Here is a 26,202-nt window from a genome sequence, read left to right as displayed (position 1 = left end):
ATCCCCGAAACGTCGCCGCGCGACACTGCGCCGGTGACCGCGCTCCGGACCGTCCCGCTCGCAGCGACCCACTGGCCCTGGGTGGCGGCTGTCTACGCCGCCGGTATCGAGGAGGGCCACGCGACGTTCGAGACCGAGGTGCCGCGCTGGGAGGACTTCGACGCCGCCCGGCTCGCCGACCACCGCTTCGTCGCGCTCGACGCCGACCTCGGGCTCGTCGGCTGGGTGGCCTGCTCCCCCACGTCCACGCGCCCGGTCTACCGCGGCGTCGTCGAGCACTCGGTGTACGTCGACCCGGCAGCCCGCGGCCGCGGCGTCGGCCGGGCCCTGCTCGACGCGCTGGTGGCGTCGACCGAGGCCGCGGGCATCTGGACGATCCAGTCCGGCATCTTCCCCGAGAACGTCGCGAGCCTCGCGCTGCACCGCGCGGCGGGCTTCGTCGAGGTCGGCGTGCGGCGCCGGCTGGGGCTGATGCGCGGCGGCCCGTGCGACGGCCGGTGGCGTGACGTCGTCCTGATGGAGCGCCGCAGCGAGGTCGTCGGCTGAGCCGGCCCGGGTCACCCGCGGTGGCGGCGGATCCTCCGACCGCGCTCGACGTCCTCGCGCGCCTTGGCCTCGGCCTTCTCGATGTTGCGGGTGTCACGCGCCGGCAGCTGGATCTGCTCCTCGGCCGGCAGCCCGGACTGCAGCTCGCGGCCGCGCTCAAGCTCGGCGTCCAGCTCTGCCCCGAAGAGCAGCGCGAGGTTGCTGATCCACAGCCACAGAAGGAACACGATCGCGCCGGCCAGCGCGCCGTAGGTCTTGTTGTAGGAGCTGAAGTTCGACACGTAGAACCCGAACGCTGCCGAGGCCACGATCCACACCACGATCGCCAGCACGGCGCCGACGCTGACCCAGCGGAACTTCGGCTGCCGCACGTTGGGCGTGGCGTAGTAGAGGACCGCCACCGCGACGATGACGGCGAGCAGCATCACGGGCCACTTCGCGATGTTCCAGACCGTGACAACGGTGGACCCGAGCCCGAGGGCGTCACCGACCGCCTGCGCAGCCGGTCCGGTCAGCACCAGCGCGAGCGCGACGACCACCGCGAGCAGCAGCACGACGAGGGTGACGAGCAGCATCCAGGGCCGCAGCTTCCAGATCGGCCGGCCCTCCCGGATCTCGTACACCCGGTTCATCGCCCGGCCGAACGACCCGACGTACCCGGACGCGGACCAGACCGCACCCGCGAGACCGACGACGAACGCGACGCCGGCTGCCTGGTCGGCCGTCGCCAGCGTCATCAGGGTCGGCTCGAGCGTCTCGGCGATGGAGCCGGCACCGAGCTGGTCGAGGATGTCGAGCAGCGTCTGCGCGGTCTGCTGTCCCTTCCCGACCAGGCCGACCAGGGAGAGCAGGGCGATGAAGCCGGGGAACATCGCGAGCACGGCGTAGTAGGTGAGCGCCGCGGCCAGGTCGGTGCACTCGTCGTCGGCGAACTCGCGCACGGTCTTGCGCACGACGTACTTCCACGACTGCTTCGTGAGCTCGGTCGGGGAGTCGGGCGAGGTGTCGGCGCGGGTGTCGGGGTTGGTGTCCACGCCGCGCCGGTGCCCAGCGAGCCCGGCCGGGAAACGTCCGGCAACCCCGGAAATGAGGAACGGGCCCCTCACAGGGCCCGTCTCAGCTCCCCCGGTTGGACTCGAACCAACAACCCTCCGGTTAACAGCCGAATGCTCTGCCAATTGAGCTACAGGGGATCGTGCGGGGATACGGTAGCAAGCCGTCTCCCGGATCGTTAAATCGGGCGGAACCGTCGGAACCGTAGGGGTTTCCGGCCCGGCTCCCCGGCCGCCCGCCGGCCCGCCGAGGCGTCACTCGTGCCACGACGCGCCGGTGACGAGCAGGTGGAGCTGCCCCCTCACGGGTTCAGGGGGCCATCCCCTCCCCCGGTGTCAGAGGCCCAGCTCCTCGGCGGCGGCCCGCAGGCCGCGCTCGGCGAGGTCACGCACCTCGGGGTCGTCGGGGTCGAGGCCGGCGTCGAGCTCGTAGGACCAGGTCAGGGCGGCGTCGGTGTTCGGCGCCCGGCGCGCGACGACCGTGAGCCCGCGGCGTCCGCGGACGGCGACGCGGCGCTGGAGCACCACCGAGGCGGTGACCCGCTCGCGCACGACGGCGAGCAGCTCGGAGGCCTCGTGGAGGGTGAACGCGTGCCGGGCGCGAGGGCGGCCGTACTCCCCCACCTCGCTGACCCGGAACCGGTCGTCGTCGCGGTTCCAGCCGGCGGACTCGATCTCCTGCCAGGGCAGCGTCGTGACCTTGTCGTCGTCGGCGGCCTCGGCCGGCGGCACCAGCACCAGCGCGGTGCGCGAGGCGACCAGCCAGGTGCCGTCGTCGGCGTGGGCCGCGGAGAGCACCTTGTCGCCGCGGGCGAGCCCGGCCCGCGCGACCACGTCGGCCGGGGCCTGCGTCCTGGTCGCCCGGCGGAACAGCGCGGGCATCAGCCCTCGCCGCCGATCGCCTTCTCGCGCAGCGTGCGGCGGTGCTGCTCGAGCGCGACGAGCTCGCCGAACATCCGGTTGTAGTCGGTGGCGTGCTCGACCGGGTTGGTGCGTTGCAGCCGGGACTTCAGGTCGGCGATCCGCCGCATGGTGGTCAGCTCCTGGAGCCGGTAGACGTGGGCGTTGACGTAGCCGCGGTCGGGCTCCTTGGCCGACAGCACCGGCTCGACGGCGAGGGCGCCGAGCGCGTGCGCGACCGGCCCGTCCTCGACGTTGTCGCGGAGCTTGGACACCCACACCTCGGTGGCCGGTGCGGACGTCGGGCCGCCGCAGGCGGTGACGGCGTCCCAGACGGCGCGGTACGTCGGGTGGGTGAAGTCGTCGGCGTCGACGTCGCGGGCCGCGTGGCCGACGACGCCCGGGTGCTGGACGACCAGCTTCAGCGTCTCGCGCTCCAGCGAGAAGCGCGGGTCCTTGAGGTCCGGCAGCGGCGGCGCGCTCGGCCGCTCGGGCGCGGCGGGTCCCGTCGCACCGGGCGGACCGGACGGGCCGGCGGGACCTCCGGGCCGGGCGCGCTGGTCCTGCTGGGGCCGGTTGCCGCGTGCCGCCGCCCGCCGTACCTCCGCGCGGGCCTCCTCGACGTCGACGCCGACCATGCCGGCGAGCTCGCGGGCGAACGCCTCGACCTTGGACCGGTCGCGGATCGCGGAGACCAGCCGGGAGGCCTCGCGCAGAGCGTCGACCCGGCCGTCGGCGCGGTCGAGGTCGTAGCGGCTGACCACGTTGCCGAGCACGAAGCGGTAGAGCGGCACCCGGCGGGCGACGAGCTCGCGGACGGAGGCGTCGCCCTTCTGCAGCCGGAGGTCGCAGGGGTCGAGGCCGTCGGGCTCGACGGCGACGTAGGTCTGGCCGGCGAAGTTCTGGTCGCCCTCGAACGCCCGCAGCGCGGCCTTCTGCCCGGCGGCGTCGCCGTCGAAGGTGAAGATCACCTCACCGCGGAACTCGTCGTGGTCCTGCAGCAGCCGGCGCAGCACGCGGCCGTGGTCGTCGCCGAACGCCGTGCCGCAGGTCGCGACGGCGGTGGGGACACCGGACAGGTGGCAGGCCATCACGTCGGTGTAGCCCTCGACGACGACGGCCTGCGAGGCGCGGGCGATGTCGCGGCGGGCGAGGTCGATGCCGTAGAGGACCTGGGACTTCTTGTAGATCGGGGTCTCGGAGGTGTTGAGGTACTTCGCCTCGATCCGGTCGTCGTCGAAGATCCGCCGCGCGCCGAACCCGATCACGTCGCCGTTGGTCTCACGGATCGGCCAGAGCAGCCGTCCGCGGAACCGGTCGTAGTGGCCGCGCTGGCCCTGGCCGACGAGCCCGCCGGTGACCAGCTCGGTGTCGGTGAAACCCTTCTGCCGCAGGTGCCTGTAGAGCGCCTCGCCGTCGCGCGGGGCGAAGCCGATGCCGAACGTGTCGGCAGCGTCCTTGTCGAAGCCGCGCTCGGAGAGGAACTGCCGGCCGGCCGCCGCGTCGGTCGAGGACAGCGCGTCGACGTAGAACGCCGCGGCCAGCTTGTGCGCCTCGATCAGCCGCGGCCGGAGGTGGGTGTCGCGGCGCGGCGCCGGGCTGCCTGAGCCGGTCGTCGACTCCTGGTAGCGCAGCTGCACGCCGAACCGGTCGGCCAGCCGCTCGACCGCCTCGGCGAACCCGAGGCCGTCGACCTCCTGGAGGAACTTGATGACGTCGCCACCCGCCTGGCAGCCGAAACAGTGGTAGAACCCCCGTGACGGCGTGACGTGGAACGACGGTGACTTCTCGTCGTGGAACGGGCACAGGCCCTTCATCGAGCCGCCGCCGGCGTTCTTGAGCGTGACGTAGTCGGAGACCACCTCGTCGATGCGGGCACGCTCGCGGACGAGAGCGATGTCCTCGTCCCTGATCAGCCCGGCCACGGGGGCTAGGGTACGTCCCCCTCTCCTCGGCCGTGGCGAGCGGCGTCCGGTCGAGTGCCCCGCAAGGCGGAGGAGGGAGGCGGGGCGGATGCCCCGTCGACCGACGACAACGCCGCGGGGTGCCGACAGGGCGACGCGCAGCAGGCCATGGGAGAGGGCGACGTGCCCTGGGTCTACGGGTCGGCTCACCCTGTCTCGCGGCGGTTCCCGGAGGCTGGGGACGGCGGGAAGGTGCGGGCGGCGAGCAGCGCCACCAGCAGCATCGGTACGCCGAGCGCGGCCACCTGCCCGGACACGGAGGCGAGGTCGCCGGTGGCCGCGAACCCGACGTACACCGTGAGCGCGACGACCTCGGTGGCGAGCCCGGCGGTGGAGGTGACCGTCGCACGAGCAGGGCCGGTGATCACGTCCTGGAGCCGGGCCTCGGAGACGACCATCGCGTTGTTCAGCAGGCCGTAGCCGGCCGCGATGCCGGCGAAGCCGAGCCACGGCCGGTCAGCGAGCGCGCCGGCCGAGATGAGCACCGCGGCGCCGAGCAGCACCAGCCCCATGGTGGGCGCGGACATGCCGGCGGTGCGGCCCGCCAGCGCGGTGCCGGCGACCTGGCCGAGGACGGTGAGGCCGATCAGCCAGGGGACGGTCGCGGCGGCGACGCCGTGGTCGGCGGCCACCAGCGGGAAGTACTCGTCGTAGGCGCTCGCCCCGATCACGAAGGCGTAGATCAGCACCACGCGCCGCACCACCGGCACCCGCGCGGCCTCGCGGACACCGGTGCGCAGCATCGCGAGGTAGCGGACCGTCTCCTCGACGGTCTCCTCCACCGCGTGGTGCTGCCCGCGCTGGGAGGGGTGGGCGGTCGTGACCGGCAGCGTGGCGGCCAGCAGCAGCTCGACCAGGCACACGCCGACGCTGGCCCAGCCGACCAGCTCGTAGCCGCCGAGCCGCATCAGCGGCGCCGCCGACACGGACGCGACCAGGTTCGCGGTCATCGCGGTGGCGTGCGACCACCCGGCGATCCGGGCGTAGCGGTGCGCCTCGCCATGGGCGTCGAGCTCGTCGTACAGCAACGACTCGAAGGTGCCGGACATCAGCGAGCCGGCGACGCCCCAGAGCACGAAGCCGAGGGCGAAGCCGGGGTACGTCGGCCAGAGCACCCAGCTCGCGAAGCCGAGCGCGTGCACGAGGGCCGCGAGCACGAGCAGCCGCCGACGGTCGATCGTGTCGGCCCAGGCGCCCGACGGCACCTCGAGCACGAAGCCGGTCACCGACCAGATCACGAACAGCGACGACACCTGCGCGACCGAGAGCCCGCTGTCGGTGAACAGCAGCGCGTAGACGCTGTAGAGCGGGATGAGGTCGTGCGTGGAGCGGTACGCCAGCACGCGGGCGGTGAACCCGCGCGGCAGCTCGCGCACGTCAGGCCAGCCGGTTGTGCCAGGAGAGCGCGGAGGCGTCGGTGAGGGAGGCGACCTGGTCGACGATCACCCGCAGCCGGCCGGCGTCGGACCCGGCGGCCTCGAAGTCGGCGCGGAACGCCGGTTGCAGCACGGCGGGACCGCGCAGCCGCAGCTGGGCGACCAGCTCGGTGACCACCTCGCGCTGACGCTCGAGGACGGCGACCCGGTCGTCGGCCCGCATGACGTAGTGCGCCGCGACGCCCTTGAGCACAGCGACGGACAGCTCCGTCCGGCGGGGTACGACGAGGTCGCCGTCGTAGCGGCCGAGCGGCCGGTCGCCGTGCGCCTCGCGCGTCGCGTCGCGGACGCTGGTGCAGAACGTGCCGATCAGGTCGCTGGTGAGGTTCTTGAGGCCGGCCTCCGCGGCGCGGCTGCCGTCGTAGGGGCCGGTCGGCCACGAGCTCCGGACGCGGAGGTCCTGCAGCGCCGGCCCCAGCTCCTCGTCGGCGGCGTCGGGGACGTACCAGTCGCGGACCGTGGCGAAGACCGCCGCCCGCTCCTCGGCGGAGTCGAGCCGGCGCGGGTCGATCCGGCCGGCGACCACGCCGTCCTCCAGGTCGTGCACGGAGTAGGCGACGTCGTCGGCGAGGTCCATCACCTGGGCCTCGATGCAGCGCCGGCCCTCCCCCGTGCCGCCCGCCTCGCCGGGGACGCCGTCGCGCAGCCAGGCGAACACCGGCGCGTCGTCGTCGTACACCCCGAACTTGAGGCCGACCCGCGGCGTGCCGTCGGCGTAGGAACCGTGCGGCGCGGCGGCGGCCTCGCGGGTCCAGGGGTACTTGGTGGCGGCGTCGAGCGTCGCGCGGGCGAGGTTGAGCCCGACCGAACGGCCCGCGGCGTCGACGCTCTTGGCCTCCAGCCGGGTCAGGATCCGCAACGTCTGGGCGTTGCCCTCGAACCCGCCGCACGCCTCGCTGAGCCGGTCGAGCGCGCGCTCGCCGTTGTGGCCGAACGGCGGGTGGCCCAGGTCGTGGGCCAGCGCGGCGGTCTCGACGATGTCGGGGTCGCAGCCCATCGAGCGGCCGAGGTCGCGGGCGATCTGGGCCACCTCGAGGGTGTGCGTCAACCGGTTGCGGACGAAGTCGTCGCTCTGGGGGCCGACCACCTGGGTCTTGGCCGCCAGCCGACGCAGCGCGGCGGAGTGCACGACGCGAGCCCGGTCCCGGGCGAAGGCGCTGCGGTCTGCCGGGCCGCTCGGCTTGGGCGGCTCGTCGACCCAGCGCGCCCGGGCGTGCTCGTCGTACTCCGTCATCGACCCCACAAGCCGCGACCCTAGCGGGCACCGCCGACGGAGCCTCGGCTGATCGAGCCTGTCGAGATCACCGGACTCCGGCTGATCGAGCCTGTCGAGATCACCGGCCGGAGGGCGGCAGGGCTCAGAAGGCCTTCACGTGGACGTGGTCGTAGTGGTTGGCCGTGGTCGAACCGCGGTCCTCCATGTACCGCCAGCCCTCGGAGGAGCGCTGCGCGGTCCAGATGCGCTGGCTGAAGATGATGTCGTAGAGGCCGAGCGCGGAGGAGTTGGCCCGCAGGTAGTCGGCGACCTGCCAGCCGAGGTCGCCGGAGACCATGATGTCGATGGCGCGACCGTCGGAGTGCTCACCGTCAGCGCGCCACCCGCCGTAGGTGGTGATCTGCGGGAACTCCGCGCAGACGGCCCGGAACACACGGACGGCGTTGGCGGTGATGCCGCCCTCGATCGAGGAGCCGGCGGCGCACGGCGCGCTGCTGAAGCCGCCGACGGAGACGGTGTCCTCCGGCTCGGGCTTCTTCTTGGCGAGGTACTCCGCGGAGACCCAGTAGGCCCGCTTGTCCCAGATGACCTCGGCCCAGTCGCCCTCGACGGTGCCGGTGACCGGGATCTTGGTGGCCGGGTCGATCGTGGTCAGGGTCTGGGCGTCCTGCGACGGGCTCTTGCGGATGTTGAGCGCAACGGTGCTGAACTTGTGGCCGTCGGCGACCGGCTTCTCCTCGATGGTGACCCGCTTGGCGGACCGGCTCACGCTCTGCATGCGGTCGGCGAGGCGCTCGCGGCCGTCGGCGTCGAGCAGGGGGCCGGAGCGGGCGGCGCCGATGTCGGCGCCGGCGGAGGAGACGGCCGGGGTGTCGACCCCGCCGAGGACTGCGACCCCGACGACGGAGCTCGTCACGACGGTCGCGGCGAGGGCCGGCAGCGCGAGCTTGGTCGCACGGCGCCGTTCCTTCGGCTCCACGACCGCACGGTGGCGTGCGGCGTTCATTGCGGGATCACCCATCCAGGATTGACAGCAAAGCAAGCAGTGAAGCACACCGGTTTGGTGCGGTCACATCGCGATCACACCAGATTGAGGCGTTCCAGGCGGGAACGTGGCGCTGTGTCGTGGGCGGCATCACGAGAAGTGGTGCAGGAGTCTGGACGACTTCGCGAGCGCGGTCACCCTCCCGAGTGCATGTCCTCCGCGATCGCGCACCCGGTGCCGTCGGTGTCGTCCAGCCAGCCCTGCGGGAGGACTACCCGGCGGGGGCTGCCCTGCCGCCCGCGCGGGGTGCCGAGGGTGTCGACCGGGAACGGCTCGGCGGGGTCGAGGTCGGCCAGCAGCCGGTCCAGCGACGCCAGCGAGTCGACCAGGCCGAGCGAGCGGCGCATCTCGCCGCCGGCGGCGAAGCCCTTGAGGTACCAGGTGACGTGCTTGCGGAACTCCTTGCAGCCACGCTCCTCCCCCATGTGGAAGCACAGCAGCTCGGCGTGCCGGCGCATCATCGCGGCGACCTCGCCCAGCGTCGGCAGCGCCCGCACCTCCTCGCCCGCGAAGGCGGCGGCCAGGTCGCGGAACAGCCAGGGCCGGCCGAGGCAGCCGCGACCGACGACCACGCCGGCGGCGCCGGTCTGCTCGACCATGCGGACCGCGTCCTCGGCCTCCCAGATGTCGCCGTTGCCGAGCACCGGGATGTCGACGGAGGCGGCGAGCTCGCCGATGGCGTCCCAGTCGGCCTGGCCGGAGTAGGCCTGCGAGACGGTGCGGCCGTGCAGCGCGATCGCGGCGCAGCCGGACTCCTGGGCGATCCGCCCGGCGTCGAGGTAGGTGAGGTGGTCGTCGTCGATGCCCTTGCGGGTCTTCATCGTGACGGGCACGTCGTACGGCGCGGCCGCCGCGACCGTGGCCTCCAGGATGTCGCCGAGGAGCCGGCGCTTCCAGGGCAGCGCTCCGCCGCCGCCCTTCCGGGTCACCTTGGGGACCGGGCAGCCGAAGTTGAGGTCGATGTGGCCGACGCCGAACTCCGCGCAGAGGATCTCGGCGGCCTTGCCGACGTACACCGGGTCGGTGCCGTAGAGCTGCACCGAGCGGACGTCCTCGAGCTCGTCGAAGACCAGCATCGACAGGGTGACCGGGTCGCGTTCGACCAGCCCGCGGCTGGTGATCATCTCGCAGACGTAGAGGCCCGCGCCTTGCTCGCGGCAGAGCCGGCGGTACGCCGCGTTGGTGATCCCGGCCATCGGCGCGAGGACCACCGGCGTCTCGACGCGCAGCGACCCGAGCACGAGCTCGCGGGTCGGTGCGGGTGCTGCCGAGGTGGTCATCGGACCATTGTGAGGCGGGCGTCGCGGCCGCCCAAATCAGCGGCTCTGTTCAACCGGTGGTGCCGATGCGCAGGGCGAGCGCCGCAACCTCCTGGCGGGAGGAGGTCCCGGTCTTGCGCAGCAGGTTGGAGACGTGGACGCTCACGGTCTTCTCGCTGATGAACAGCGCCTGCCCGATCTGGGCGTAGGTGTCCCCCGCGACGAGGTGCCGGAGCACCTCGCGCTCCCGCGGCGTCAGGCCGGCGAGGCGGCCCCCGTTGCCGGTGCGCTGGACCGGCACGGTCGGCGTGTCCGGCGGGGCGAGCGCGACGCGGGCGGTGCCCGCCAGCCGCTCGACCCAGGCCCGCAGGCCCGCGGCGCCCTCCCGCACGGCGTAGGCGTGGGCCTCGCGCAGCGGGCCGGTGACGCGCTCGCGGTCGGCGCCGGCCGCGAGCAGGGCGGCGCACCAGCGGGTGGTCGCGACGGCCGCGTCCCAGCCGAGCCCGGCGTCGCGGCAGCAGCGGACGGCCACGGCCCAGCGGTCGGCCTCGGAGGGCAGCCCGTCGAACCGGGCGAGCTCGGCACCGCGCAGCGCCCGCCAGGCGGCCAGCACCGGGTCGCGCGGGTCGGGCCCCGTGAACGCCTCCCCCGGGATGCCGTTGCGGGCGCGGGCGAGCCAGTACAGGTGCCGGCGGGCCAGCCGGCGCAGTTGGCGGTCGGCCCGGTCGCGCCCCTGCACGGCGAGGTCGGCGGCCGCCCCGATCCCCCGCAGCAGCATCAGGTCCGTGATGCGGGGGTCGACCGCGTGGGCCGACATCGTGGTGCTCATCAGCACCAGGGCCTCGAACGGGCGTCCCTCGGCGACGAGCAGTTCGGCCAGCACCGGTGGCGCCTCGAGGCCCGGACGGAGCCGGAAGCTCGGGATCTGCTCCTCCGCCCGCTGGACGTGCAGCCGCGCGGCGGGCACGTCACCCCGCCGTACGGCGACCACGGCCGCCGACAGCCGCAACGCGGCGGAGCCGTTGCCGACGCCGGTCAGGCCGAGCCCGGTACGCACGGCGGCGGCCGCGTCGGCCAGGCGGCCCTGGTCAGCGAGCCCCCGGGCGGCGCCGCTGGCGTGCCAGAGCGCCGCTGCGAGCGCGCCCGAGTCGAGCGACTCCGCCAGCGCCCACTCGCTCACACCGGTCGCGTCGCGCAGCCGCCCGTGCGCGACCAGCGCGTTGCAGCGCCACTGGGCGGCCCACTGGATGACGTCCGGGTCGCCGGACTCGACGGCCAGCCGCAGTCCCTCCTCGCTGTCGGCGAGCCCGCCGTCGGGCCGGGAGGGCAGCGCCGAGCGAGCGCCCAGCGCCGCCGCCAGCGCCTCCCGGGAGCCGGACCGTCGAGCGACCTCGACGGCCCGGTCGGCGATCGGCGTCGCGACGCGCCAACGGCCCTCCCACCCCAGCGCCTGGGCCAGGCTGGTGAGCGCGTCAGCGTGCTCGCGGCTGTCCGGCTCGACCGCCGCGAGCGCGACGGCCTCCAGGGCCTGCGCCACCGGCTCCTGGTCGATCTCACCGAGCCACCAGGCGGCGTCGGCCACCCAGATCGTCAGCCGGCTGGCCTGGAGATCGTCGCCGCGCAGCTCGGCGAGGGCGAGGGCGCGCCGGCCCAGCTCCACCCCCTCCCGGTCCTGCCCGACCCGCACGCTCGCGATCGCGGCACGCTCCAGGAGGCCGGCCTCGTCGACGCCGTCCCGGCAGCCCTCGCTCACCCGCTGCCACAGCGCGGCGGCCCGTTGCAGGTGGACGGGCTCGTGCTGCCACATCTGCATCCGCCGCGCAGCGTCGGCCGCCGCCAGCGAGGCGACGAACGCCGCGTCCACGTCGCCGCCCCGCTCCCGGTGCAGTGCCACGTCGCCGAGCCGGCGCAGCTCCGGGACGCCGCCACGCTCCCCCTCGGCCTCCAGCGTCGCCGCCCAGGCCAGGTGCACCGGCGCGGCCTCGCCCGGCAGGTAGGTGTCGTTGAGGACGTCCGCCAGCAGCGGGTGCCGCAGCCAGAGCCGGTCGTCCCGAGCGACGACGGTGCCAGCGGTCGCCGCCTCCGTGACCGCACGCCCCACCGTGTCGACCCCCAGGCTCGCGCACACCCGTTGGAGCCGGGCGAGCGGCACCGGTCGTCCCGCGACCGCGAGCACCCGGACGACCTCGCGGGTGGCCGGTGCGAGCCGGTGCCAGGCGGCCAGCAGCGCGGTGGCCAGGTCACCGGGCAGGTCCCGCGGAAGCCGCTCGGCGCCCGGGGCCAGGCCGTGGGCCAGCAGCTCGGAGAGGTAGGCGTTGCCGCCCGACCGGTCGTGGACGGCGGCCACGAGCCCCGGGGCGGGCACCGCGTCGAGCAGACCCGCCAGCTGCTCCTCCGTCTCCTCGCGGGTCAGCCGGCCCAGGGTCAGCTCGGTCACCTGGGGCATCCGGCGCAGGTCGGCCAGCCAGCCGAACGTCGGGTCGCCGGCCGGCAGGCCCTCGTCGCGGCAGGTGCCGAGGACGAGCACGCGCTGCCGGGCGAAGCCCGCGACGAGGAACGACAGCACGTCGCGCGACGCCGCGTCCGCCCACTGCACGTCGTCCAGCACGAGCACCGTGGGCCGCCTCGCGACCACGCGGGCCAGGAGCGTCTCGGCCACACCGGCCAGGTGCGGGGCGCCGTCGTGCGGGCCACCCCCGAGCGACGGCAGCAGCTGGTCGGCCGCGGCGACGCCGGCGAGCACCGCCCGCCGGTCCTCGTCGTCCGCCTCGGCGACCCACCGGTCCAGGGCGACCACCCACGGCAGCAGGACGGACTCGACCGCACCGAAGCGCAGGCACGACCCCCACAGCACGGCGAACCCGCGCGCGACGGCCTCGTCGGCAGCCTCGCGCACCAGCCGGGTCTTGCCCACACCGGCCTCGCCGTGCACGAACACCGCGCCGGGTCGTCCACCGGCGGCGTCCTGGATCGCCGTCGCCAGCAGCCCCCGCTCCCGGACGCGTCCGGCGATGCGCGGCTGCCGAGCCCGGCCGCCTTCGGTCATCGTTTCCGAGTTTGCGACGGAATGCGCGGACTGTCTGTAGCCCGGTGGGGCGGTGCGGCCCGGATCTGAGGGGGTCCCGACCTCGATCTGAGGGGTGGTTCCGGATGTCGAGGAGGGGCCCTCAGCACGAGATTCGAGGGCATCCCATCCACACGACCGGAGGTGACCGAGATGAACGTCTCGACACGCATCGCCATCACTGCAGCAGCCGTCGTCACCCTCGGCGTGACGGCCACCGTCCCGGCGGTCGCGGCGCCGCTGCGCGGACCCGAGACCGGTGCTGCCGCCCCGTCCTCGCCGTACGCGGAGGCGAGCGCGGCGCTCGGCGGCCGCAGCCTGGCGCAGTACCTGGCCGACCACAACGCCGCCGACCGGCGGCTCGGCTGAGGACCCGGGCCTGACCCGGGCCCGCCGCGGGGGCGCGGGCCCGGGTCAGCCGTTGTCGTTCTTGCCGTTCTTGTTCTTCTTGCCCTTGCCGCCCTTGTCGCTCTTGTCCTTCTTCGGCGGCTTGACGTCGCCGGTCCACTCGATCGGGTCGAAGGCCTGGTCGGGACGGAAGCTCACCGACTCCAGCGAGCCCTTGTCGGGCGAGAGGTAGACCAGGCAGGTCTCGAGGCTGTCACCGGGCTGGAACTTCTTGGGCAGGGGCGTGGAGTCGCACGGCTTGAACTTCGTCGTGAAGTTCACCGCCGGCAGCAGGGTGTTGTCCTCGTTGACGCCCCACAAGGGGACCGGCGCGCCGCCCACGTCTCCCTCGCCGACGTTCTCGACGTCGACGTCGACGTAGTAGTAGTTGGCCTTCTTCTTGTAGTCGTTGTCGAGGATGAAGCCCTGGAAGTCGTCGAGGCGGCCCTTGCGCGCACCGGTCACGGTGAGCTGCAGGAGCGTGTCGCGCTTCTGGTCGGGCTCGAAGACCACGGTCGCGCTGTCGCCGAAGCGCAGGTCGCTGCCCTGCGCGGTCACCGCGACCCCCTCGGGCACGGTCACGTCGGCGGTCGGAGACTCGGTCGGGGCGTCCGCGGACGAGATCCCGGCCGACGGCGACTCCTCGGTCGCGGGCGCGTCGTCGCCGGACCCGTCGCAGGCGGTCAGCGTCAGCGCGAGCAGCACCGCCGGGAGGGCCAGGAGCGGACGTGAGAGAGGGGAGCCAGGACGCACCCGGACATTGTGCATGCCGGGTGGTACCAGGACCTCAACAACCCGCGAGACGCTCCGCGAAGTACGCCTTCACGCCGCCGAGCGAGACTCGCTCCTGCGACATCGAGTCGCGCTCGCGGATCGTCACGGCGTCGTCCTCGAGGGTGTCGAAGTCGACGGTCACGCAGTACGGCGTACCGATCTCGTCCTGACGGCGGTAGCGACGGCCGATGGCGCCCGAGTCGTCGAACTCGACGTTCCACAGCGTGCGCAGGTCGGCGGCGAGGCCCTTGGCCTTGGGCGACAGGTCGGCGTTGCGCGACAGCGGCAGCACCGCGACCTTCACCGGCGCGAGACGCGGGTCGAGCCGCAGCACCGTGCGCTTGTCGACGCCGCCCTTGGTGTTGGGTGCCTCGTCCTCGGTGTAGGCGTCGACGAGGAACGTCATCAGGCTGCGCGAGAGGCCGGCTGCCGGCTCGATGACGTAGGGGGTGTAGCGCTCGTTGGCGGCCTGGTCGAAGTAGGACAGGTCGGCGCCGGAGTGCTTCGCGTGCGTCGACAGGTCGAAGTCGGTGCGGTTGGCGATGCCCTCGAGCTCGCCCCACTCGGAGCCCGCGAAGTTGAAGCGGTACTCGATGTCGACGGTGCGCGTCGAGTAGTGGCTGAGCTTCTCCTGCGGGTGCTCGTAGTGGCGCAGGTTGTCGCGGTCGATGCCGAGGTCGACGTACCAGCGGGTGCGCTCGTCGATCCAGTACTGGTGCCACTCGGCGTCCTCGCCGGGCTTGACGAAGAACTCCATCTCCATCTGCTCGAACTCGCGCGTGCGGAAGATGAAGTTGCCGGGGGTGATCTCGTTGCGGAAGCTCTTGCCGATCTGGGCGATGCCGAACGGCGGCTTCTTGCGCGACGACGTCACGACGTTGGCGAAGTTGACGAAGATGCCTTGCGCGGTCTCGGGCCGCAGGTAGTGCAGGCCGGACTCGTCCTCGATCACGCCGAGGTAGGTCTTGAGCAGGCCGGAGAACTGGCGCGGCTCGGTCCAGGCGCCGCGGGTGCCGCAGTTGGAGCAGGCGACGTCCTTGAGGTCGACGTCGTCCGGGTTGTCGATCCCCTTCTTCTCGGCGTAGGCCTCCTGCAGGTGGTCGGCCCGGAACCGCTTGTGGCACGACTGGCACTCGGTCAGCGGGTCCATGAAGGTGTCGACGTGGCCGCTGGCCTCCCAGACCTGGCGCGGCAGGATCACGCTCGAGTCGAGGCCGACGACGTCCTCGCGCGACTGCACCGTCGAGCGCCACCACTGGCGCTTGATGTTCTCCTTGAGCTCGACGCCGAGCGGGCCGTAGTCCCAGGCCGAGCGGGTGCCGCCATAGATCTCACCGCAGGGGTAGACGAAGCCGCGACGCTTCGCGAGGGAGACGACGTTGTCGACGGTCGAGGTCGGCTTGCTGGCCACGGTGCTGCTCCATCTGGTCGGTGCTCGCCGACTGGCTGACGGCGAGGTCACAGGGTATCGACCGGCGCTACCGGGTTTCCCGTGGGATGGCCTCGTCGAGACGGTCGTCACGACCGACCGGGCCGTACGCCGACGGCTCGTCGACCGCGCGCGACAGGGTCGGCACGGCCGCCAGCTTCACGTCGTACGACGAGAGCGCGCGGCGGTAGCTCCCCACGTCCTGCCAGCGGGTGGTCAGCAGCCAGAGGTCGGGCTCGTCGAGGTTGCGCGCGACGTCGCCGTCGACGAAGCCCGGCCGGGCCCGCAAGGCGTCGAGCGCGTCGTGCAGGAGGCGGCGCAGCTCGTCGGACGCGGCGGGGCCGTCGCCGGCCCGGAAGCGGTTGACCACGATCACGCACGGGACACTAGCCCGGTGACGGACGTGGACTCACTCGTGCTCCGCCTGCGCGCGGCCGGTTGCGTGTTCGCCGAGGACGAGGCGGCGCTGCTGGTCGCCGAGGCGCACGAGGACGCCCACCTGGAGGCGATGCTGCGCGAACGCGTCGAAGGCCGGCCGCTGGAGCAGGTGCTGGGCTGGGCGGAGTTCGCCGGCCTGCGGGTCGCGCTGGAGCCCGGGGTGTTCGTGCCGCGCCGGCGCACCGAGCACCTCGCCGACCTGACGATCGACCTGGCCCGGGAAGCCGCACCGCGGCCGGTGGTGGTCGAGCTCTGCTGCGGGGTCGCGGCGATCGGAGCGGCGGTGCTGGCGGCCGTCCCGGACGCGGACCTGACCGTCGCCGACGTCGACCCGGCAGCCGTGCGGGCGGCCCGGCGCAACGTCGGCGACCGGGCGCGGGTGCTGGAGGGCGACCTCGACGCGCCACTGCCGGCGTCGCTGCGCGGCCGGGTCGACGTCCTGGTCGCCAACGCGCCGTACGTCCCGACCGACGACATCGCGTCGATGCCGCCCGAGGCGCGCGACCACGAGCCGCGCGTCGCGCTCGACGGCGGCACCGACGGCCTCGACGTCGCCCGGCGGGTGGTCGCGTGCGCGCCGGCGTGGCTGCGGCCGGGCGGTCACCTCGTGGTCGAGACCAGCGTCCGGCAGGCGCCCGTGCTCCGCGCGGCGTACCTGCAGGCCGGCCTGGCCGCCGAGGTCAGCCGCGACGAGGACCGGGAGGGCACCGCGGTCGTCGGCCGCCTCGACCCGGTTTGACAACGGTTCTCAACTGAACTGAGAATGATTCCCATGAGAAGGAGGCTCCTCGCCCTGCTGGGCCCGACCGTCCTCGTCCCGACCCTGGCCGCCTGCGGCGCGGTCGGCGCGGACGACTCGGACGGCCCCAGCGTGGTCGCGTCCTTCTACCCGCTGCAGTACGTCGCCGAGCGGGTCGCGGGCGACCACGCCGACGTCGAGGCGCTCACCTCCCCCGGCCAGGAGCCGCACGACCTCGAGCTCACGTTCAAGAGGACCGTCGAGGTGGCCGAGGCCGACGTGGTCGTCTTCCTGTCGGGCTTCCAGCCGGCCGTCGACGACGCCGTGGAGCAGGGAGGCTCCGAGCACGTCGTGGACGCCGCCGACGTCGCCGACCTGCGCCCGGCCGCGGAGTCCGAGGAGGAGCACGCCTCGCACGCCGACGAGGAGGCGCACGACCACGGCGCGCTCGACCCGCACTTCTGGCTCGACCCGACCCGGCTCGCCAAGGTGGCCGACGCCGTCGAGCAGCAGCTCGCCGAGGCCGACCCGGACCACGCCGACGACTACGCCGCCAACCTGGCCGCGCTCCAGGACGACCTCACCGCGCTGGACGACGACCTGATGTCCGGCCTCGAGGACTGCCGGGTCGACACGATCGTGGTCAGCCACAACGCGTTCGCCTACTTCGCCGAGCGCTACGGCCTGCACGTCGAGTCGATCAACGGGATGACGCCGGACGCCGAGCCCTCCCCCGCGCACCTCGCCCAGCTCTCCGACCTGATCGAGACCGAGGGCATCACCACGGTCTTCTCCGAGACGCTCGCGACCCGCGAGCTCGCCGACACCCTCGCCGGCGAGCTCGGGCTGGGGACCGCCGTGCTCGACCCCGTCGAGGGGCTGGCCGACGCCGGCTCCGACGACGACTACCTTTCCCTCATGCGCGGCAACCTCGCCGCGATCCAGGAGGCGAACGAGTGCACATGAGCACCCAGACGCTCGTCAGCACCCGGGACGTGGCGGTCGCCTTGGGCGGCCGGCCGGTGCTGCGCGGCATCGACCTCGACGTGCACGCCGGCGAGGTCGTCGCCGTGCTCGGGGCCAACGGCTCCGGCAAGTCCACCCTGGTCCGCACCCTGCTCGGCCTCGTCCCGACCGTGCGCGGCGAGGTGCGGCTGTTCGACACCCCGCTCGACCGGTTCAGGTCCTGGGAGCGGATCGGCTTCGTGCCGCAGCGGGCGAACGCCACCTCCGGGGTCCCGGCCACGGTCGGCGAGGTCGTCGCGGCCGGCCGGCTCTCCCGCCGTACGCCGTTCGTGCCGATGCGCCGCCGCGACAAGGACGCCGTCGCCGCCGCAGTCGAGGCCGTCGGTCTCGCGGGCCGCCTCGGCGACGGCGTCTCCACACTGTCCGGCGGGCAGCAGCAGCGCGTGCTGATCGCGCGGGCGCTGGCCGGCGAACCCGACCTGCTCGTGCTCGACGAGCCGACCGCGGGTGTCGACGTGGAGTCGCAGGAGGCGTTCGCCGCGGCGCTGGGCACCCTGGTCGACCGGGGCGCCACGATCGTGCTCGTCGCCCACGAGCTCGGCCCGCTCGCCGGGCTGGTCGGCCGCGCGGTCGTGATGCGCGACGGCCGCCTGGTGTACGACGGGCCTCCGCTCGCGGCGTTCACGGAGGCCGACCACGTGCACCACCACGACCACAACCACCCGGCGAGCCCCGTCCGCACCGGCGACCACGTGCCGAGCGTGGCCGCGCCGCTGGACCCGCCCGCACGAGAGGCGCGGTGAGGTCCGGATGAGCATCTTCCTCTACGACTTCGTGATCCGCGCGCTGCTCGGCGCGGTGTTCACCGGCCTCGCCGCCCCGGCCGTCGGCACCTACCTCGTGCAGCGCCGGCTGGCGCTCATGGGCGACGGCATCGGCCACATCGCCGTCACCGGCGTGGCGCTCGGCCTGCTCACCGGCACCGCCCCCCTGCTCACGGCGGTGATCGTCTCGGTCGCCGGCGCGGTCGCCCTCGAGGTGATCCGGGGTCGCACCAGCACCAGCGGCGACGTCGCGCTCGCGCTCCTGTTCTACGGCGGCATCGCCGGAGGCGTCATGCTCACCGGTCTCGCCGGCGAGGGCGCCAATGTGCTGCAGCGCTACCTCTTCGGCTCGATCACCTCGATCTCCGCCGGCGAGGTGTGGCTGACGCTCGCCCTCGCCGCGGTCGTGCTGTTCGTCGCGGTCGGCCTGTCGCCGCAGCTGTTCGGGGTCGCGCAGGACGAGGAGTTCGCGCAGGTGTCCGGCCTCGATGCCCGCGTCTACAACCTGCTCGTCGCGGTGATGGCCGCCGTGACCGTCACGGTCGCCATGCGCACCGTCGGCCTGCTGCTGGTCAGTGCGCTGATGGTGATCCCGGTGGCGACCGCGCAGCAGGTCACGCGCGGCTTCCGCACGACGCTGTTCGCGGCGATGGCGATCGGCACCTTCGCCTCGCTCGCCGGCGTGCTGGTCTCTGCGTTCGTCGAGGTGGCGCCCGGCGCGACGATCGTGCTGATCGCGCTGGCCGGCTTCGTCGCCGCCTACCCCGTCGGCCTGCTGCTGCGCCGGCGCCGCCGGGCACGGATGCCGTTCCTCGAGATGGCCGACGGCCTCGACGGCGTCGTCCCGGTGCACGGGCACACCGCCGTACCCGAGGACCACGAGCACCAGCACGGACCCGCCTGCGGGCACGCCGCGGTCGAGCACGGGGACCACGTCGACTACGTCCACGACGGACACCGCCACGCCGTGCACGGGGGGCACTATGACGAGCACTGACCCGAAGCTGCCCGCCGGCGCCCGCCCGACCCGCCAGCGCCGCGCGGTCGCTGCGGTGCTGCGGTCCTTCGACGACTTCCGCTCCGCCCAGGACATCCACGACCTGCTCCGCCGCGCCGGCGACAACGTCGGCCTCTCGACGGTCTACCGCACGCTGCAGGCGCTCGCCGACGGTGGCGAGGTCGACGTGCTGCGGGCCGAGGACGGCGAGGCGCTGTACCGCCGCTGCTCCGAGCGGCACCACCACCACCTGGTCTGCCGGTCCTGCGGGCACACTGTCGAGGTGGAGGGGCCGACCGTCGAGGCCTGGGCCGACAGCGTCGCCGACGAGCACGGCTTCGCCGAGATCAGCCACACGCTGGAGATCTTCGGCACCTGCCCGTCGTGCCGCTGACTACCGGCTGAAACGACGTCTCAGAGCACCGCGCGCGTGGGCATGTCGCGTCGGTCGGCGACCGCGAAGGCCACGTCGAGCTCCCGGTCCCAGGCCTGGACGGCGTGGTGACGACGGGTGCCCCACGCCGCGGCGAGCACCACGGTCAGGGCGAGGACGAGCAGGACGACGATCATGGAGCTTCCCCTGGTACGGCACGTGTGGAGCGAGTCAGGGTCGCGCCTCCCCAGCACGACTCCTTCACACGAAGGTAGGTCCGCGGCCCGCGCGAGGGAGCGTTTTGCCGGAATTTTGACTTTCGGTGCGCGTGCTCTCAACCGTCCGGGTCGCCGCGGCGTAGGACTGGCTCTCCAGCCGCTCCGAGCTGGTCCGGGCGACGACGGCTGGGTGCCGGCGACGCCGACCGACTCGCGGTGCGCGGCGGAGCTACGACGACGCCTCGGGACCGCTGCACACGCGGACGATCTGGGCCGCGCCCTGCGGGCAGAAGCTCTGCGTCCGCGCCGGCGTGCGCGACTGGTACGTCGCGGCCGACGTCCCCCCGGCACGCCGCCGTCGGACTGGCGGTGCGGGACGCCGACGCCGTCACCTCGCGGGACGTCGAGGGTCGGACGCACGAGGCGGCGCAGGTCGGCGACGACTGGTTCGTGCTGGCGCCGTACGCCGACCTGGCCGACGTGGTGGTCCAGCCGCGCGGCGGAGAGTCGCGGGCTGGACCCTCGACGAGATGCGTTGGCGGACGAGGTGTCGTCAGACCCGCGCGAGGAAGGCCAGCACCCGCTCCGTCAGCAGCCGCGTCGCGTCGGCGTCGTAGGACGGCAGCGAGCTGTCCTCGAAGAGGTGCTGGTCGCCGGAGTAGAGGTAGAGCTCACCGTCGGGGACGCTGCCGACCAGCGCCTTGGCGGCGTCGAGGTCGCCCTCGTGGGCGAAGATCGGGTCGCCGTCCATGCCGTGCACCTGCACCGGCACCCCGTCGGGCCAGGGCCCGCCGAACTCCTCGGGCGGCACGCAGGACTCGATGAGCACGGCACCCTTGCAGCCGGGCCGCTGCTGCGCCAGCGGCTGGGCGGCCATCACGCCGAGCGAGATGCCGACGTAGACGACCTCGGCCGGCAGCTCCGCCGCGGCGGCCTGGCCGCGCTCGGCGACCGCACCGAAACCGACCTCCCGGGCGTAGCCGAGCCCGCCCTCGAGGTCGGGGAAGGTGTGGCCGTCGTAGGAGTCGGGCGTGTGCACGGTGTGTCCGGCCTCGGTGAGGGTCTGCGCGAGCGCGCGGACCCCGTCGGTGAGTCCCTGGGCGTGGTGGAAGAGCACGATGTCCGTCATGGCGCCTACTCTGCACCGCCGTACCGACGGTTTCGGCCGGCGTAGAGCTCGATCGCCCGCCAGAGGTCCCGGCGGTCGACGTCGGGCCACAGCACGTCGGTGAAGACGAGCTCGGAGTAGGCCGCCTGCCAGAGCATGAAGTTCGACAGCCGCTGCTCCCCCGACGTACGCCAGACCAGGTCGGCGTCGGCGAGCTCGGGTACGTAGAGGTGCCTGGCGAACGTCTTCTCGTCGACCTTGTCGGGGTCGAGCTCACCTGTGGCGACCGCCCGGGCGATCGAGCGCGCGGCGTCGGCCAGCTCGGCGCGACCGCCGTAGTTGACGCACATGGTCAACGTCAGCACGTCGTTGTCCCTGGTCATCTCCTCCGCGACCTGGAGCTCCTTGATGACCGACCGCCACAGCCGCGGCGCGCGGCCGGCCCAACGCACCCGGACGCCGAGCTCGTGCATCTCGTCGCGCCGGCGCCGGATCACGTCGCGGTTGAAGCCCATGAGGAAGCGCACCTCGTCGGGGCTGCGGGTCCAGTTCTCGGTGGAGAAGGCGTACGCCGACACGGCTTTGACGCCGATCTCGATGGCCCCCTCGACGACGTCGAACAGCGAGTGCTCGCCCTGCTCGTGGCCGGCGGTCCGGGGCAGCCCGCGCTGCTTGGCCCAGCGCCCGTTGCCGTCCATCACGATCGCGACGTGCCGCGGCACCAGGTCGGTCGGGACGTCAGGAGGGGTGGCGCCGGAGGGGTGCGGGTGCGGAGGACGTACGGCGCGCGGCGGAGCAACCGGGCGACGTGCTCGTGAGCGGACCACGCCACCTCCCGTGCTGCTCTCTATCCTGGGCGCACCACCCCTGGTCGAGAGGTCGCGCCATGAACAGTGCCGACATGCGCATCGAGCAGCAGCTCACCGTGCTGCTGCGCCGCGTGCAGCGTATCCACATGGTCACCGCCACCGGCGACGTGCACCTCGAGCGCTCGTCGTACGGCATCCTGTGCCAGCTCGCCGACGAGGGTCCGCAGCGGCTCGGCGCGCTGGCCTCCGCGTTCGGCCTCGACCCGTCCACGATCACCCGCCAGGTGCAGGCGCTGGAGTCCCTCGGCCTCGCGCAGCGCACGACCGACCCGACCGACCGCCGCGCGTCGATCCTCGACCTCACCGCGGAGGGCAGCGACGCGCTGGACCGGACCCGCCGGCACCGCCGCGACCGGCTGCAGCAGGTCCTCGCGCACTGGGACGCCGCAGACCGCGAGGACTTCGCCCGTCTGCTCACGACGTTCAACGAGTCCGTCGAGGCGCTGATGCTGGCGGACGCCCGGTCCTAGCCCGCGCCCCGTGATCGGACTCGCCGCGGGCGCGTCATGATCGCGGTTCGTGCACGTCTCTGTACCGGTCGCACCCGCCGTCGCCGTGTGGTGCGCGCCCGAACAGCGACCACTGCCCCCGACTCGGACCGGAGCGAACGACGCATGCCCCACCCGGCCACCTCCACGCCCCCGACCTCCCCGCTGCCCAGTGGACTCGTCGCCCTCCACGCGCTGCACCGCGCTCGTGAGCTGCTCGCCGCCGCGAAGGTCGACGTCTTCCTCGCGCACGAGCGCCTGACCTGGCTGCCGGGCACGCGGCGACGGCGGGTCGAGGCCGCCGCGCGGCTGGCAGCCGCCCGAGCCGAGCACCGCGACGCCGAGAGGACGTTCACCGACCTGGCCGCGATCCACGGCTACGACCTCGACGCGCTCCGCGTCGTCGACGAGTCGTACCTCTGACCCCGTGAGCCGCGGTCAGACGCGCTCGACGAGGGCGATCGACTTCAGCCCGCGCTCCAGGTGCCACGAGAGGTACGCCGCCACGAGGCCGGTCGCCTCGCGCCGGTGCCGGACGTCGCTCGCCTCGACGACGTCCCAGTCACCGGCGAGGAGCGCGCCGAGCAGGGCCACCGTCTCGAACGCCGGGCTCGCCGAGCCGGGCACCCGGCAGGTCGCGCAGAGCATGCCGCCCTGGGCGGGGTTGAACGCGCGGTGCGGTCCTTCGAGGCCGCAGCGCGCGCAGCCGTCGAAGGACGGCGCCCAGCCGGCCACCGCCAGCGACCGCAGCAGGAACGAGTCGAGCACCTGCCCGGCCGGCCGGTCCTGCTCGCACATCGCGCGCAGCGCGCCGACCAGCAGCAGGAACTGCTGCAGCGCCGGCTCCTTGTCCTCCACGACGAGCCGCTCGGCGGTCTCCAGCATCACGGTGCCGGCGGTGTAGCGCTCGTAGTCGGCGCCGACCCGAGCGCCGAAGGGATGCAGCGTCTCGGCCTGGGTGATCACGTCCAGCGAGCGACCCTCGGCCAGCTGCAGGTCGACGTGGGTGAACGGCTCCAGCCGGGAGCCGAACCGCGACGTCGTCCGGCGCACGCCCTTGGCGACCGCCCGGATCCGCCCGTGCTCGCGGGACAGGAGCGTGACGATGCGGTCCGCCTCACCCAGCTTCTGGGTGCGCAGCACGACTGCCTCGTCCCGGTAGAGCCCCACGGGAGCATTCTCCCGCACGCGTGGTCGTGGTCTCGACAGGCTCGACCACCCGGGCGTCGTGGTCTCGACAGGCTCGACCACCCGGGCCTCGTGGTCGTGGTCTCGACAGGCCCGACCACCCGAAGGTGTGGCGGATCCCCACCGGATCGGCCGGGAGTGTGGTGGATCGGGCCGTGGGGAGCGGCCGGGAGCGTCGGTAGTTTCGCCGCATGGCCCCCGCCGCACCCGTCCCCGCACCACCCCGCGACCTCGCCCTCGACCTCTCCGGCAAGCGCGCCCTCGTCACCGGCGCCGCCAGCGGCATCGGCCGCGCCGTCGCCCTGCGCCTCGCCGCCGCCGGCGCCCACGTGCTCGCCGTCGACCTCGACGCCGACGGCGCGAAGAGCACCGCCGAGGACGCCGGCGGCGAGCCGGTCGTCGCCGACCTGTCGTCGCCGGACTTCCTCGACACGCTCCCGAAGGACCTCGACGTCGTCGTCAACAACGCCGGGTTCCAGCAGGTCGCCCCGCTCGAGGAGTTCCCGCGCGAGACCTTCGGCGCGATCCTGCGCGTGATGCTGGAGGCGCCGTTCTGGATCACCTCGCACGCCCTGCCGCACATGTACGCCGCAGGCTGGGGCCGGGTCGTCAACATCTCCTCGGTGCACGGCCTCGTCGCGTCGCCGTACAAGGCCGCCTACGTCTCCGCCAAGCACGGCCTCCAGGGCCTGACCAAGGTCACCGCGCTGGAGGGCGCCGAGCACGGCGTGACCGCCAACTGCATCAACCCCGGCTATGTCCGCACCCCGCTCGTCGAGGGCCAGATCGCCGACCAGGCCAAGGTCCGCGGCATCCCCGAGGACGAGGTGCTCGCCGACGTCATCCTCGAGCGGGCCGCGCTGAAGCGCCTGCTCGAGCCCGAGGAGGTCGCCGAGATGGCGGCGTACCTCTGCTCCCCCGCCGCCTCCGCGATGACCGGCGCCTCCATGGTCATGGACGGCGGGTGGACCGCGCACTGACGGTCCGGACGCGCCGGGAGACAATCGGCGCCATGTGGACCGCCTACCTCGAGCTGCTCGCGCGCGACGCGCCCGCGGTCGAGTACGAAGCGCCCGTCCTCGACGCCCGCTCGGCCGGCGAGTCCGCCGAGGTCATCGACCAGCTCGAGGAGGGCAAGCGGCTCGCGCTGCAGGTGCGCGAGAGCCTGCTGACCCAGCGCCGCCGCGAGGACGAGCTGTCCGCGCTCTACGACACCGCCTACGACCTCGCCCGGCTGTCCGACCTCGACTCGGTGCTCGAGGCGATCGTGCACCGCGCGCGGCAGCTGCTGCGCACCGACGTCGCCTACCTCTCGATGAACGACGCCGACCGCGGCGACACCTACATGCGCGTCACGGTCGGCTGCACGTCGGCCCGGTTCAAGCAGGTCCGCCTCGGCATGGGCGAGGGCCTCGGCGGGCTCGTCGCCGAGAGCGCGATGCCCTACAACACCGCGTCCTACTTCGACGACCCGCGCTTCAACCACACCAGCCCGATCGACAGCGCCGTCGCCGAGGAGGGCCTGGTCGCGATCCTCGGCGTCCCGCTCCAGCTCGGCAGCACCGTCATCGGCGTGCTGTACGCCGCCAACCGCAACCAGCGACCTTTCTCGAGGTCCGAGGTGGCGCTGCTCCAGTCGCTCGCCGCCCATGCCGCGGCGGCGATCGACAAGGCCCGGCTGCTCGACGAGACCCGGGTCGCCCTCGACGAGCTGCGCTCGGTGCACCTCCTGCTGCAGGAGCGCACCCGGAGCGTCGAGCGCGCCGCCGACGCGCACGACCGGATGGCGCGGGCAGTCCTGCACGGCGGCGGCGTCCGGCAGATCGGCGCCGCCCTCGTCGACGTGCTCGGCGGCGAGCTGCTCGCGCTCGACGAGGAGAACCGACTGCTGGAGAGCGTCGGCGACCCCGTCCGGCCCGATCCAGAGGTGCTCGAGCAGGCCGTCGCCGCCTCGCTGGCGTCCGGCCGCGTGGTGGCCGTGCCCGGCGAAGGCACGTCGTGGTCGGTGGTCGCGGTGACCGTCGACCAGGAGCAGTTCGGCTCCCTGGTGCTGCAGCGCGACGAGCCGCTCGACGACGCCGACCAGCGGATCATCGAGCGGGCCGCGGTGGTGACGGCGCTGCTGATGCTGAGCCTGCGCTCGGGCATCGAGGCCGAGAACCGGGTCCGCGGCGAGCTCGTCGACGACCTCCTCCGCGCCGGCCGCCCCGGCGGCCAGGACGCCGAGACGCTGACCGAGCGCGCCCGGCGGCTCGGCACCGACCTCGCCCAGCCGCTCTCGGTGTACGTCGTCACGCTCGACGGCGCCGACCGCCGGCGCGGCGCCAGCGCGGTCGACCACATCGCGTCGCTGCGCGACGGCCTCGGCGGGGCATTCGAGGGCCGGCTCGCGCTGGTCCTGCCCCCGGCCGAGGACGGCGCCGGCCCCGACGCGGTCGCCCGCCAGCTCGCCGCCGAGCTCGGCGCCACGCTGGCCCACCCGGTCACCGTCGGCGGCGCCGGTCCCGTCGCGTCCGTGCCGGAGCTGTCCGGCGCGCACGACGAGGCGGTCCGGTGCGTCACCGCGCTCGTCTCGCTCGGCCGCGCGGGCCAGGGCGCGTCGCTCGCGGAGCTCGGCTTCGTCGGCCTCGTGCTCGGCGACCAGCCCGACGTACCCGGCTTCGTGACGACCGCGCTCGGTCCGCTGCTCGACTACGACGAGCGCCGCGGCACCGACCTGGTCGGCACCCTGCAGGCCTACTTCGACGCCGGCGGCAACCTCGCGCGCACCCGCGAGGCGCTGCACGTCCACGTCAACACGGTCGCGCAGCGCCTGGACAGGGTCGGCAAGCTGATCGGCGAGGACTGGCAGGAGCCGGAGCGCCAGCTCGAGCTGCAGGTGGCGCTCCGGCTGCACCGCATCTCGCAGTAGCGCGGCGGGTG

General features: G+C 73.6%; 26 protein-coding genes and 1 tRNA gene. 11 read left to right on the top strand and 16 right to left on the bottom strand.

Annotated features, from left to right (window positions below; all coding sequences use genetic code 11):
* Complete coding sequence (locus tag ETU37_RS20375) at positions 1 to 546, top strand: GNAT family N-acetyltransferase (protein WP_338068640.1); 546 nt, start codon at positions 1 to 3, stop codon at positions 544 to 546.
* Positions 547 to 557: 11 nt separating this feature from the next.
* Here ETU37_RS20375 and ETU37_RS20370 read toward each other — a convergent pair whose 3' ends face one another.
* From ETU37_RS20370 to ETU37_RS23900, 9 genes are all read right to left on the bottom strand, one after another.
* Positions 558 to 1,580, bottom strand: a complete 1,023-nt coding sequence (locus tag ETU37_RS20370; protein WP_165372617.1) for a YihY/virulence factor BrkB family protein — start codon at positions 1,578 to 1,580, stop codon at positions 558 to 560.
* Between the two features lie 86 nt (positions 1,581 to 1,666).
* Positions 1,667 to 1,739: transfer RNA gene (locus ETU37_RS20365), tRNA-Asn, on the bottom strand.
* A gap of 195 nt (positions 1,740 to 1,934) precedes the next feature.
* Positions 1,935 to 2,480, bottom strand: a complete 546-nt coding sequence (locus ETU37_RS20360) for a hypothetical protein (RefSeq protein ID WP_129989187.1) — start codon at positions 2,478 to 2,480, stop codon at positions 1,935 to 1,937.
* Complete coding sequence (gene dnaG, locus ETU37_RS20355) at positions 2,480 to 4,423, bottom strand: DNA primase (RefSeq protein ID WP_129989186.1); 1,944 nt, start codon at positions 4,421 to 4,423, stop codon at positions 2,480 to 2,482. Before dnaG ends, ETU37_RS20360 begins: the two co-directional genes overlap by 1 nt.
* Before the next feature lie 185 nt (positions 4,424 to 4,608).
* Positions 4,609 to 5,838 carry an MFS transporter gene (locus ETU37_RS20350; protein WP_206054083.1) on the bottom strand — a complete coding sequence of 410 codons (1,230 nt, stop codon included), beginning with the start codon at positions 5,836 to 5,838 and terminating at the stop codon, positions 4,609 to 4,611.
* A 1-nt stretch (position 5,839) separates the two neighbouring features.
* The gene (locus ETU37_RS20345; protein WP_129989185.1) at positions 5,840 to 7,132 is read right to left on the bottom strand and encodes a deoxyguanosinetriphosphate triphosphohydrolase; all 1,293 of its coding nucleotides are present in this window, start codon (positions 7,130 to 7,132) and stop codon (positions 5,840 to 5,842) included.
* A gap of 124 nt (positions 7,133 to 7,256) precedes the next feature.
* Entirely contained in the window at positions 7,257 to 8,093 is an 837-nt protein-coding gene (locus ETU37_RS20340) for an SH3 domain-containing protein (protein ID WP_129989184.1), read from the bottom strand.
* Between the two features lie 200 nt (positions 8,094 to 8,293).
* Positions 8,294 to 9,439, bottom strand: a complete 1,146-nt coding sequence (gene dusB, locus ETU37_RS20335; protein WP_129989183.1) for a tRNA dihydrouridine synthase DusB — start codon at positions 9,437 to 9,439, stop codon at positions 8,294 to 8,296.
* A gap of 49 nt (positions 9,440 to 9,488) precedes the next feature.
* Positions 9,489 to 12,464, bottom strand: a complete 2,976-nt coding sequence (locus tag ETU37_RS23900; protein WP_129989182.1) for a helix-turn-helix transcriptional regulator — start codon at positions 12,462 to 12,464, stop codon at positions 9,489 to 9,491.
* A 171-nt stretch (positions 12,465 to 12,635) separates the two neighbouring features.
* Between ETU37_RS23900 and ETU37_RS20325 the strand changes: the two genes are divergently transcribed.
* Positions 12,636 to 12,851: a hypothetical protein gene (locus ETU37_RS20325; protein WP_129989181.1), complete on the top strand. Its 216-nt coding sequence runs from the start codon at positions 12,636 to 12,638 to the stop codon at positions 12,849 to 12,851.
* Between the two features lie 45 nt (positions 12,852 to 12,896).
* Here ETU37_RS20325 and ETU37_RS20320 read toward each other — a convergent pair whose 3' ends face one another.
* The 3 genes from ETU37_RS20320 to ETU37_RS20310 form a co-directional block, all read right to left on the bottom strand.
* A complete protein-coding gene (locus ETU37_RS20320; RefSeq protein ID WP_129989180.1) occupies positions 12,897 to 13,622 on the bottom strand; it encodes a hypothetical protein in 726 nt (241 codons plus the stop codon).
* A 34-nt stretch (positions 13,623 to 13,656) separates the two neighbouring features.
* The gene (locus ETU37_RS20315; protein WP_129989179.1) at positions 13,657 to 15,054 is read right to left on the bottom strand and encodes a glycine--tRNA ligase; all 1,398 of its coding nucleotides are present in this window, start codon (positions 15,052 to 15,054) and stop codon (positions 13,657 to 13,659) included.
* Between the two features lie 67 nt (positions 15,055 to 15,121).
* Positions 15,122 to 15,448: an antibiotic biosynthesis monooxygenase family protein gene (locus ETU37_RS20310; RefSeq protein WP_240755857.1), complete on the bottom strand. Its 327-nt coding sequence runs from the start codon at positions 15,446 to 15,448 to the stop codon at positions 15,122 to 15,124.
* 18 nt (positions 15,449 to 15,466) lie between these two features.
* On the opposite strand from ETU37_RS20310, the gene ETU37_RS20305 reads away from it, so the two are divergent.
* The 5 genes from ETU37_RS20305 to ETU37_RS20285 are packed head-to-tail and all read left to right on the top strand — an operon-like array spanning position 15,467 to position 19,430.
* Positions 15,467 to 16,249, top strand: a complete 783-nt coding sequence (locus ETU37_RS20305) for a putative protein N(5)-glutamine methyltransferase (RefSeq protein ID WP_129989178.1) — start codon at positions 15,467 to 15,469, stop codon at positions 16,247 to 16,249.
* Between the two features lie 33 nt (positions 16,250 to 16,282).
* Entirely contained in the window at positions 16,283 to 17,215 is a 933-nt protein-coding gene (locus ETU37_RS20300) for a metal ABC transporter substrate-binding protein (RefSeq protein WP_206054082.1), read from the top strand.
* Positions 17,212 to 18,018, top strand: coding sequence for a metal ABC transporter ATP-binding protein (locus ETU37_RS20295; RefSeq protein ID WP_129989176.1), 807 nt, complete (start codon positions 17,212 to 17,214; stop codon positions 18,016 to 18,018). Before ETU37_RS20300 ends, ETU37_RS20295 begins: the two co-directional genes overlap by 4 nt.
* A 7-nt stretch (positions 18,019 to 18,025) precedes the next feature.
* Positions 18,026 to 19,036 carry a metal ABC transporter permease gene (locus ETU37_RS20290; RefSeq protein ID WP_129989175.1) on the top strand — a complete coding sequence of 337 codons (1,011 nt, stop codon included), beginning with the start codon at positions 18,026 to 18,028 and terminating at the stop codon, positions 19,034 to 19,036.
* The gene (locus ETU37_RS20285; RefSeq protein WP_129989174.1) at positions 19,023 to 19,430 is read left to right on the top strand and encodes a Fur family transcriptional regulator; all 408 of its coding nucleotides are present in this window, start codon (positions 19,023 to 19,025) and stop codon (positions 19,428 to 19,430) included. Before ETU37_RS20290 ends, ETU37_RS20285 begins: the two co-directional genes overlap by 14 nt.
* 20 nt (positions 19,431 to 19,450) lie before the next feature.
* On the opposite strand, the gene ETU37_RS23355 is transcribed toward ETU37_RS20285, so the two are convergent.
* From ETU37_RS23355 to ETU37_RS20275, 3 genes are all read right to left on the bottom strand, one after another.
* Positions 19,451 to 19,606 carry a hypothetical protein gene (locus tag ETU37_RS23355; protein ID WP_165372616.1) on the bottom strand — a complete coding sequence of 52 codons (156 nt, stop codon included), beginning with the start codon at positions 19,604 to 19,606 and terminating at the stop codon, positions 19,451 to 19,453.
* 574 nt (positions 19,607 to 20,180) lie between these two features.
* Positions 20,181 to 20,756 carry a dienelactone hydrolase family protein gene (locus ETU37_RS20280; protein WP_129989173.1) on the bottom strand — a complete coding sequence of 192 codons (576 nt, stop codon included), beginning with the start codon at positions 20,754 to 20,756 and terminating at the stop codon, positions 20,181 to 20,183.
* Positions 20,757 to 20,761: 5 nt separating this feature from the next.
* Positions 20,762 to 21,562, bottom strand: coding sequence for an isoprenyl transferase (locus ETU37_RS20275; RefSeq protein WP_129989172.1), 801 nt, complete (start codon positions 21,560 to 21,562; stop codon positions 20,762 to 20,764).
* A 59-nt stretch (positions 21,563 to 21,621) separates the two neighbouring features.
* Between ETU37_RS20275 and ETU37_RS20270 the strand changes: the two genes are divergently transcribed.
* Positions 21,622 to 22,074, top strand: a complete 453-nt coding sequence (locus ETU37_RS20270; RefSeq protein ID WP_129989171.1) for a MarR family winged helix-turn-helix transcriptional regulator — start codon at positions 21,622 to 21,624, stop codon at positions 22,072 to 22,074.
* A gap of 144 nt (positions 22,075 to 22,218) precedes the next feature.
* Positions 22,219 to 22,515, top strand: coding sequence for a hypothetical protein (locus ETU37_RS20265; protein WP_129989170.1), 297 nt, complete (start codon positions 22,219 to 22,221; stop codon positions 22,513 to 22,515).
* A 15-nt stretch (positions 22,516 to 22,530) separates the two neighbouring features.
* Here the strand turns inward: ETU37_RS20265 and recO are convergent, their stop codons facing one another.
* Positions 22,531 to 23,262 carry a DNA repair protein RecO gene (recO, locus tag ETU37_RS20260; RefSeq protein WP_129989169.1) on the bottom strand — a complete coding sequence of 244 codons (732 nt, stop codon included), beginning with the start codon at positions 23,260 to 23,262 and terminating at the stop codon, positions 22,531 to 22,533.
* 209 nt (positions 23,263 to 23,471) lie between these two features.
* Here recO and ETU37_RS20255 point away from each other — a divergent pair, with 209 nt between their 5' ends.
* Positions 23,472 to 24,260, top strand: a complete 789-nt coding sequence (locus ETU37_RS20255; protein WP_129989168.1) for a 3-hydroxybutyrate dehydrogenase — start codon at positions 23,472 to 23,474, stop codon at positions 24,258 to 24,260.
* A 32-nt stretch (positions 24,261 to 24,292) separates the two neighbouring features.
* Positions 24,293 to 26,191 (top strand): helix-turn-helix domain-containing protein, encoded by a 1,899-nt coding sequence (locus ETU37_RS20250; RefSeq protein ID WP_129989167.1) that lies wholly within the window; start codon positions 24,293 to 24,295, stop codon positions 26,189 to 26,191.
* Positions 26,192 to 26,202 lie beyond the last annotated feature (11 nt).

The organism is Nocardioides iriomotensis, from assembly GCF_004168035.1.
Classification (GTDB): Bacteria; Actinomycetota; Actinomycetes; order Propionibacteriales; family Nocardioidaceae; genus Nocardioides_B; species Nocardioides_B iriomotensis.
Note: the sequence above shows the minus strand (reverse complement) of the source record. Positions and strands in the feature narration are given on the sequence as shown.

What these genes read in the sequence shown, in the direction of transcription:
- ETU37_RS20285 (WP_129989174.1), top strand. Translation starts at nt 19,023, where the DNA reads ATGACGAGCACTGACCCGAAGCTGCCCGCCGGCGCCCGCCCGACCCGC.
- ETU37_RS20295 (WP_129989176.1), top strand. Translation starts at nt 17,212, where the DNA reads ATGAGCACCCAGACGCTCGTCAGCACCCGGGACGTGGCGGTCGCCTTG.
- ETU37_RS20300 (WP_206054082.1), top strand. Translation starts at nt 16,283, where the DNA reads ATGAGAAGGAGGCTCCTCGCCCTGCTGGGCCCGACCGTCCTCGTCCCG.
- ETU37_RS20270 (WP_129989171.1), top strand. Translation starts at nt 21,622, where the DNA reads ATGAACAGTGCCGACATGCGCATCGAGCAGCAGCTCACCGTGCTGCTG.
- ETU37_RS20290 (WP_129989175.1), top strand. Translation starts at nt 18,026, where the DNA reads ATGAGCATCTTCCTCTACGACTTCGTGATCCGCGCGCTGCTCGGCGCG.
- ETU37_RS20280 (WP_129989173.1), bottom strand. Translation starts at nt 20,756, where the DNA reads ATGACGGACATCGTGCTCTTCCACCACGCCCAGGGACTCACCGACGGG.
- dusB (WP_129989183.1), bottom strand. Translation starts at nt 9,439, where the DNA reads ATGACCACCTCGGCAGCACCCGCACCGACCCGCGAGCTCGTGCTCGGG.
- ETU37_RS23900 (WP_129989182.1), bottom strand. Translation starts at nt 12,464, where the DNA reads ATGACCGAAGGCGGCCGGGCTCGGCAGCCGCGCATCGCCGGACGCGTC.
- ETU37_RS20250 (WP_129989167.1), top strand. Translation starts at nt 24,293, where the DNA reads ATGTGGACCGCCTACCTCGAGCTGCTCGCGCGCGACGCGCCCGCGGTC.
- ETU37_RS23355 (WP_165372616.1), bottom strand. Translation starts at nt 19,606, where the DNA reads ATGATCGTCGTCCTGCTCGTCCTCGCCCTGACCGTGGTGCTCGCCGCG.
- ETU37_RS20265 (WP_129989170.1), top strand. Translation starts at nt 22,219, where the DNA reads ATGCCCCACCCGGCCACCTCCACGCCCCCGACCTCCCCGCTGCCCAGT.
- ETU37_RS20255 (WP_129989168.1), top strand. Translation starts at nt 23,472, where the DNA reads ATGGCCCCCGCCGCACCCGTCCCCGCACCACCCCGCGACCTCGCCCTC.
- ETU37_RS20345 (WP_129989185.1), bottom strand. Translation starts at nt 7,132, where the DNA reads ATGACGGAGTACGACGAGCACGCCCGGGCGCGCTGGGTCGACGAGCCG.
- ETU37_RS20360 (WP_129989187.1), bottom strand. Translation starts at nt 2,480, where the DNA reads ATGCCCGCGCTGTTCCGCCGGGCGACCAGGACGCAGGCCCCGGCCGAC.
- ETU37_RS20325 (WP_129989181.1), top strand. Translation starts at nt 12,636, where the DNA reads ATGAACGTCTCGACACGCATCGCCATCACTGCAGCAGCCGTCGTCACC.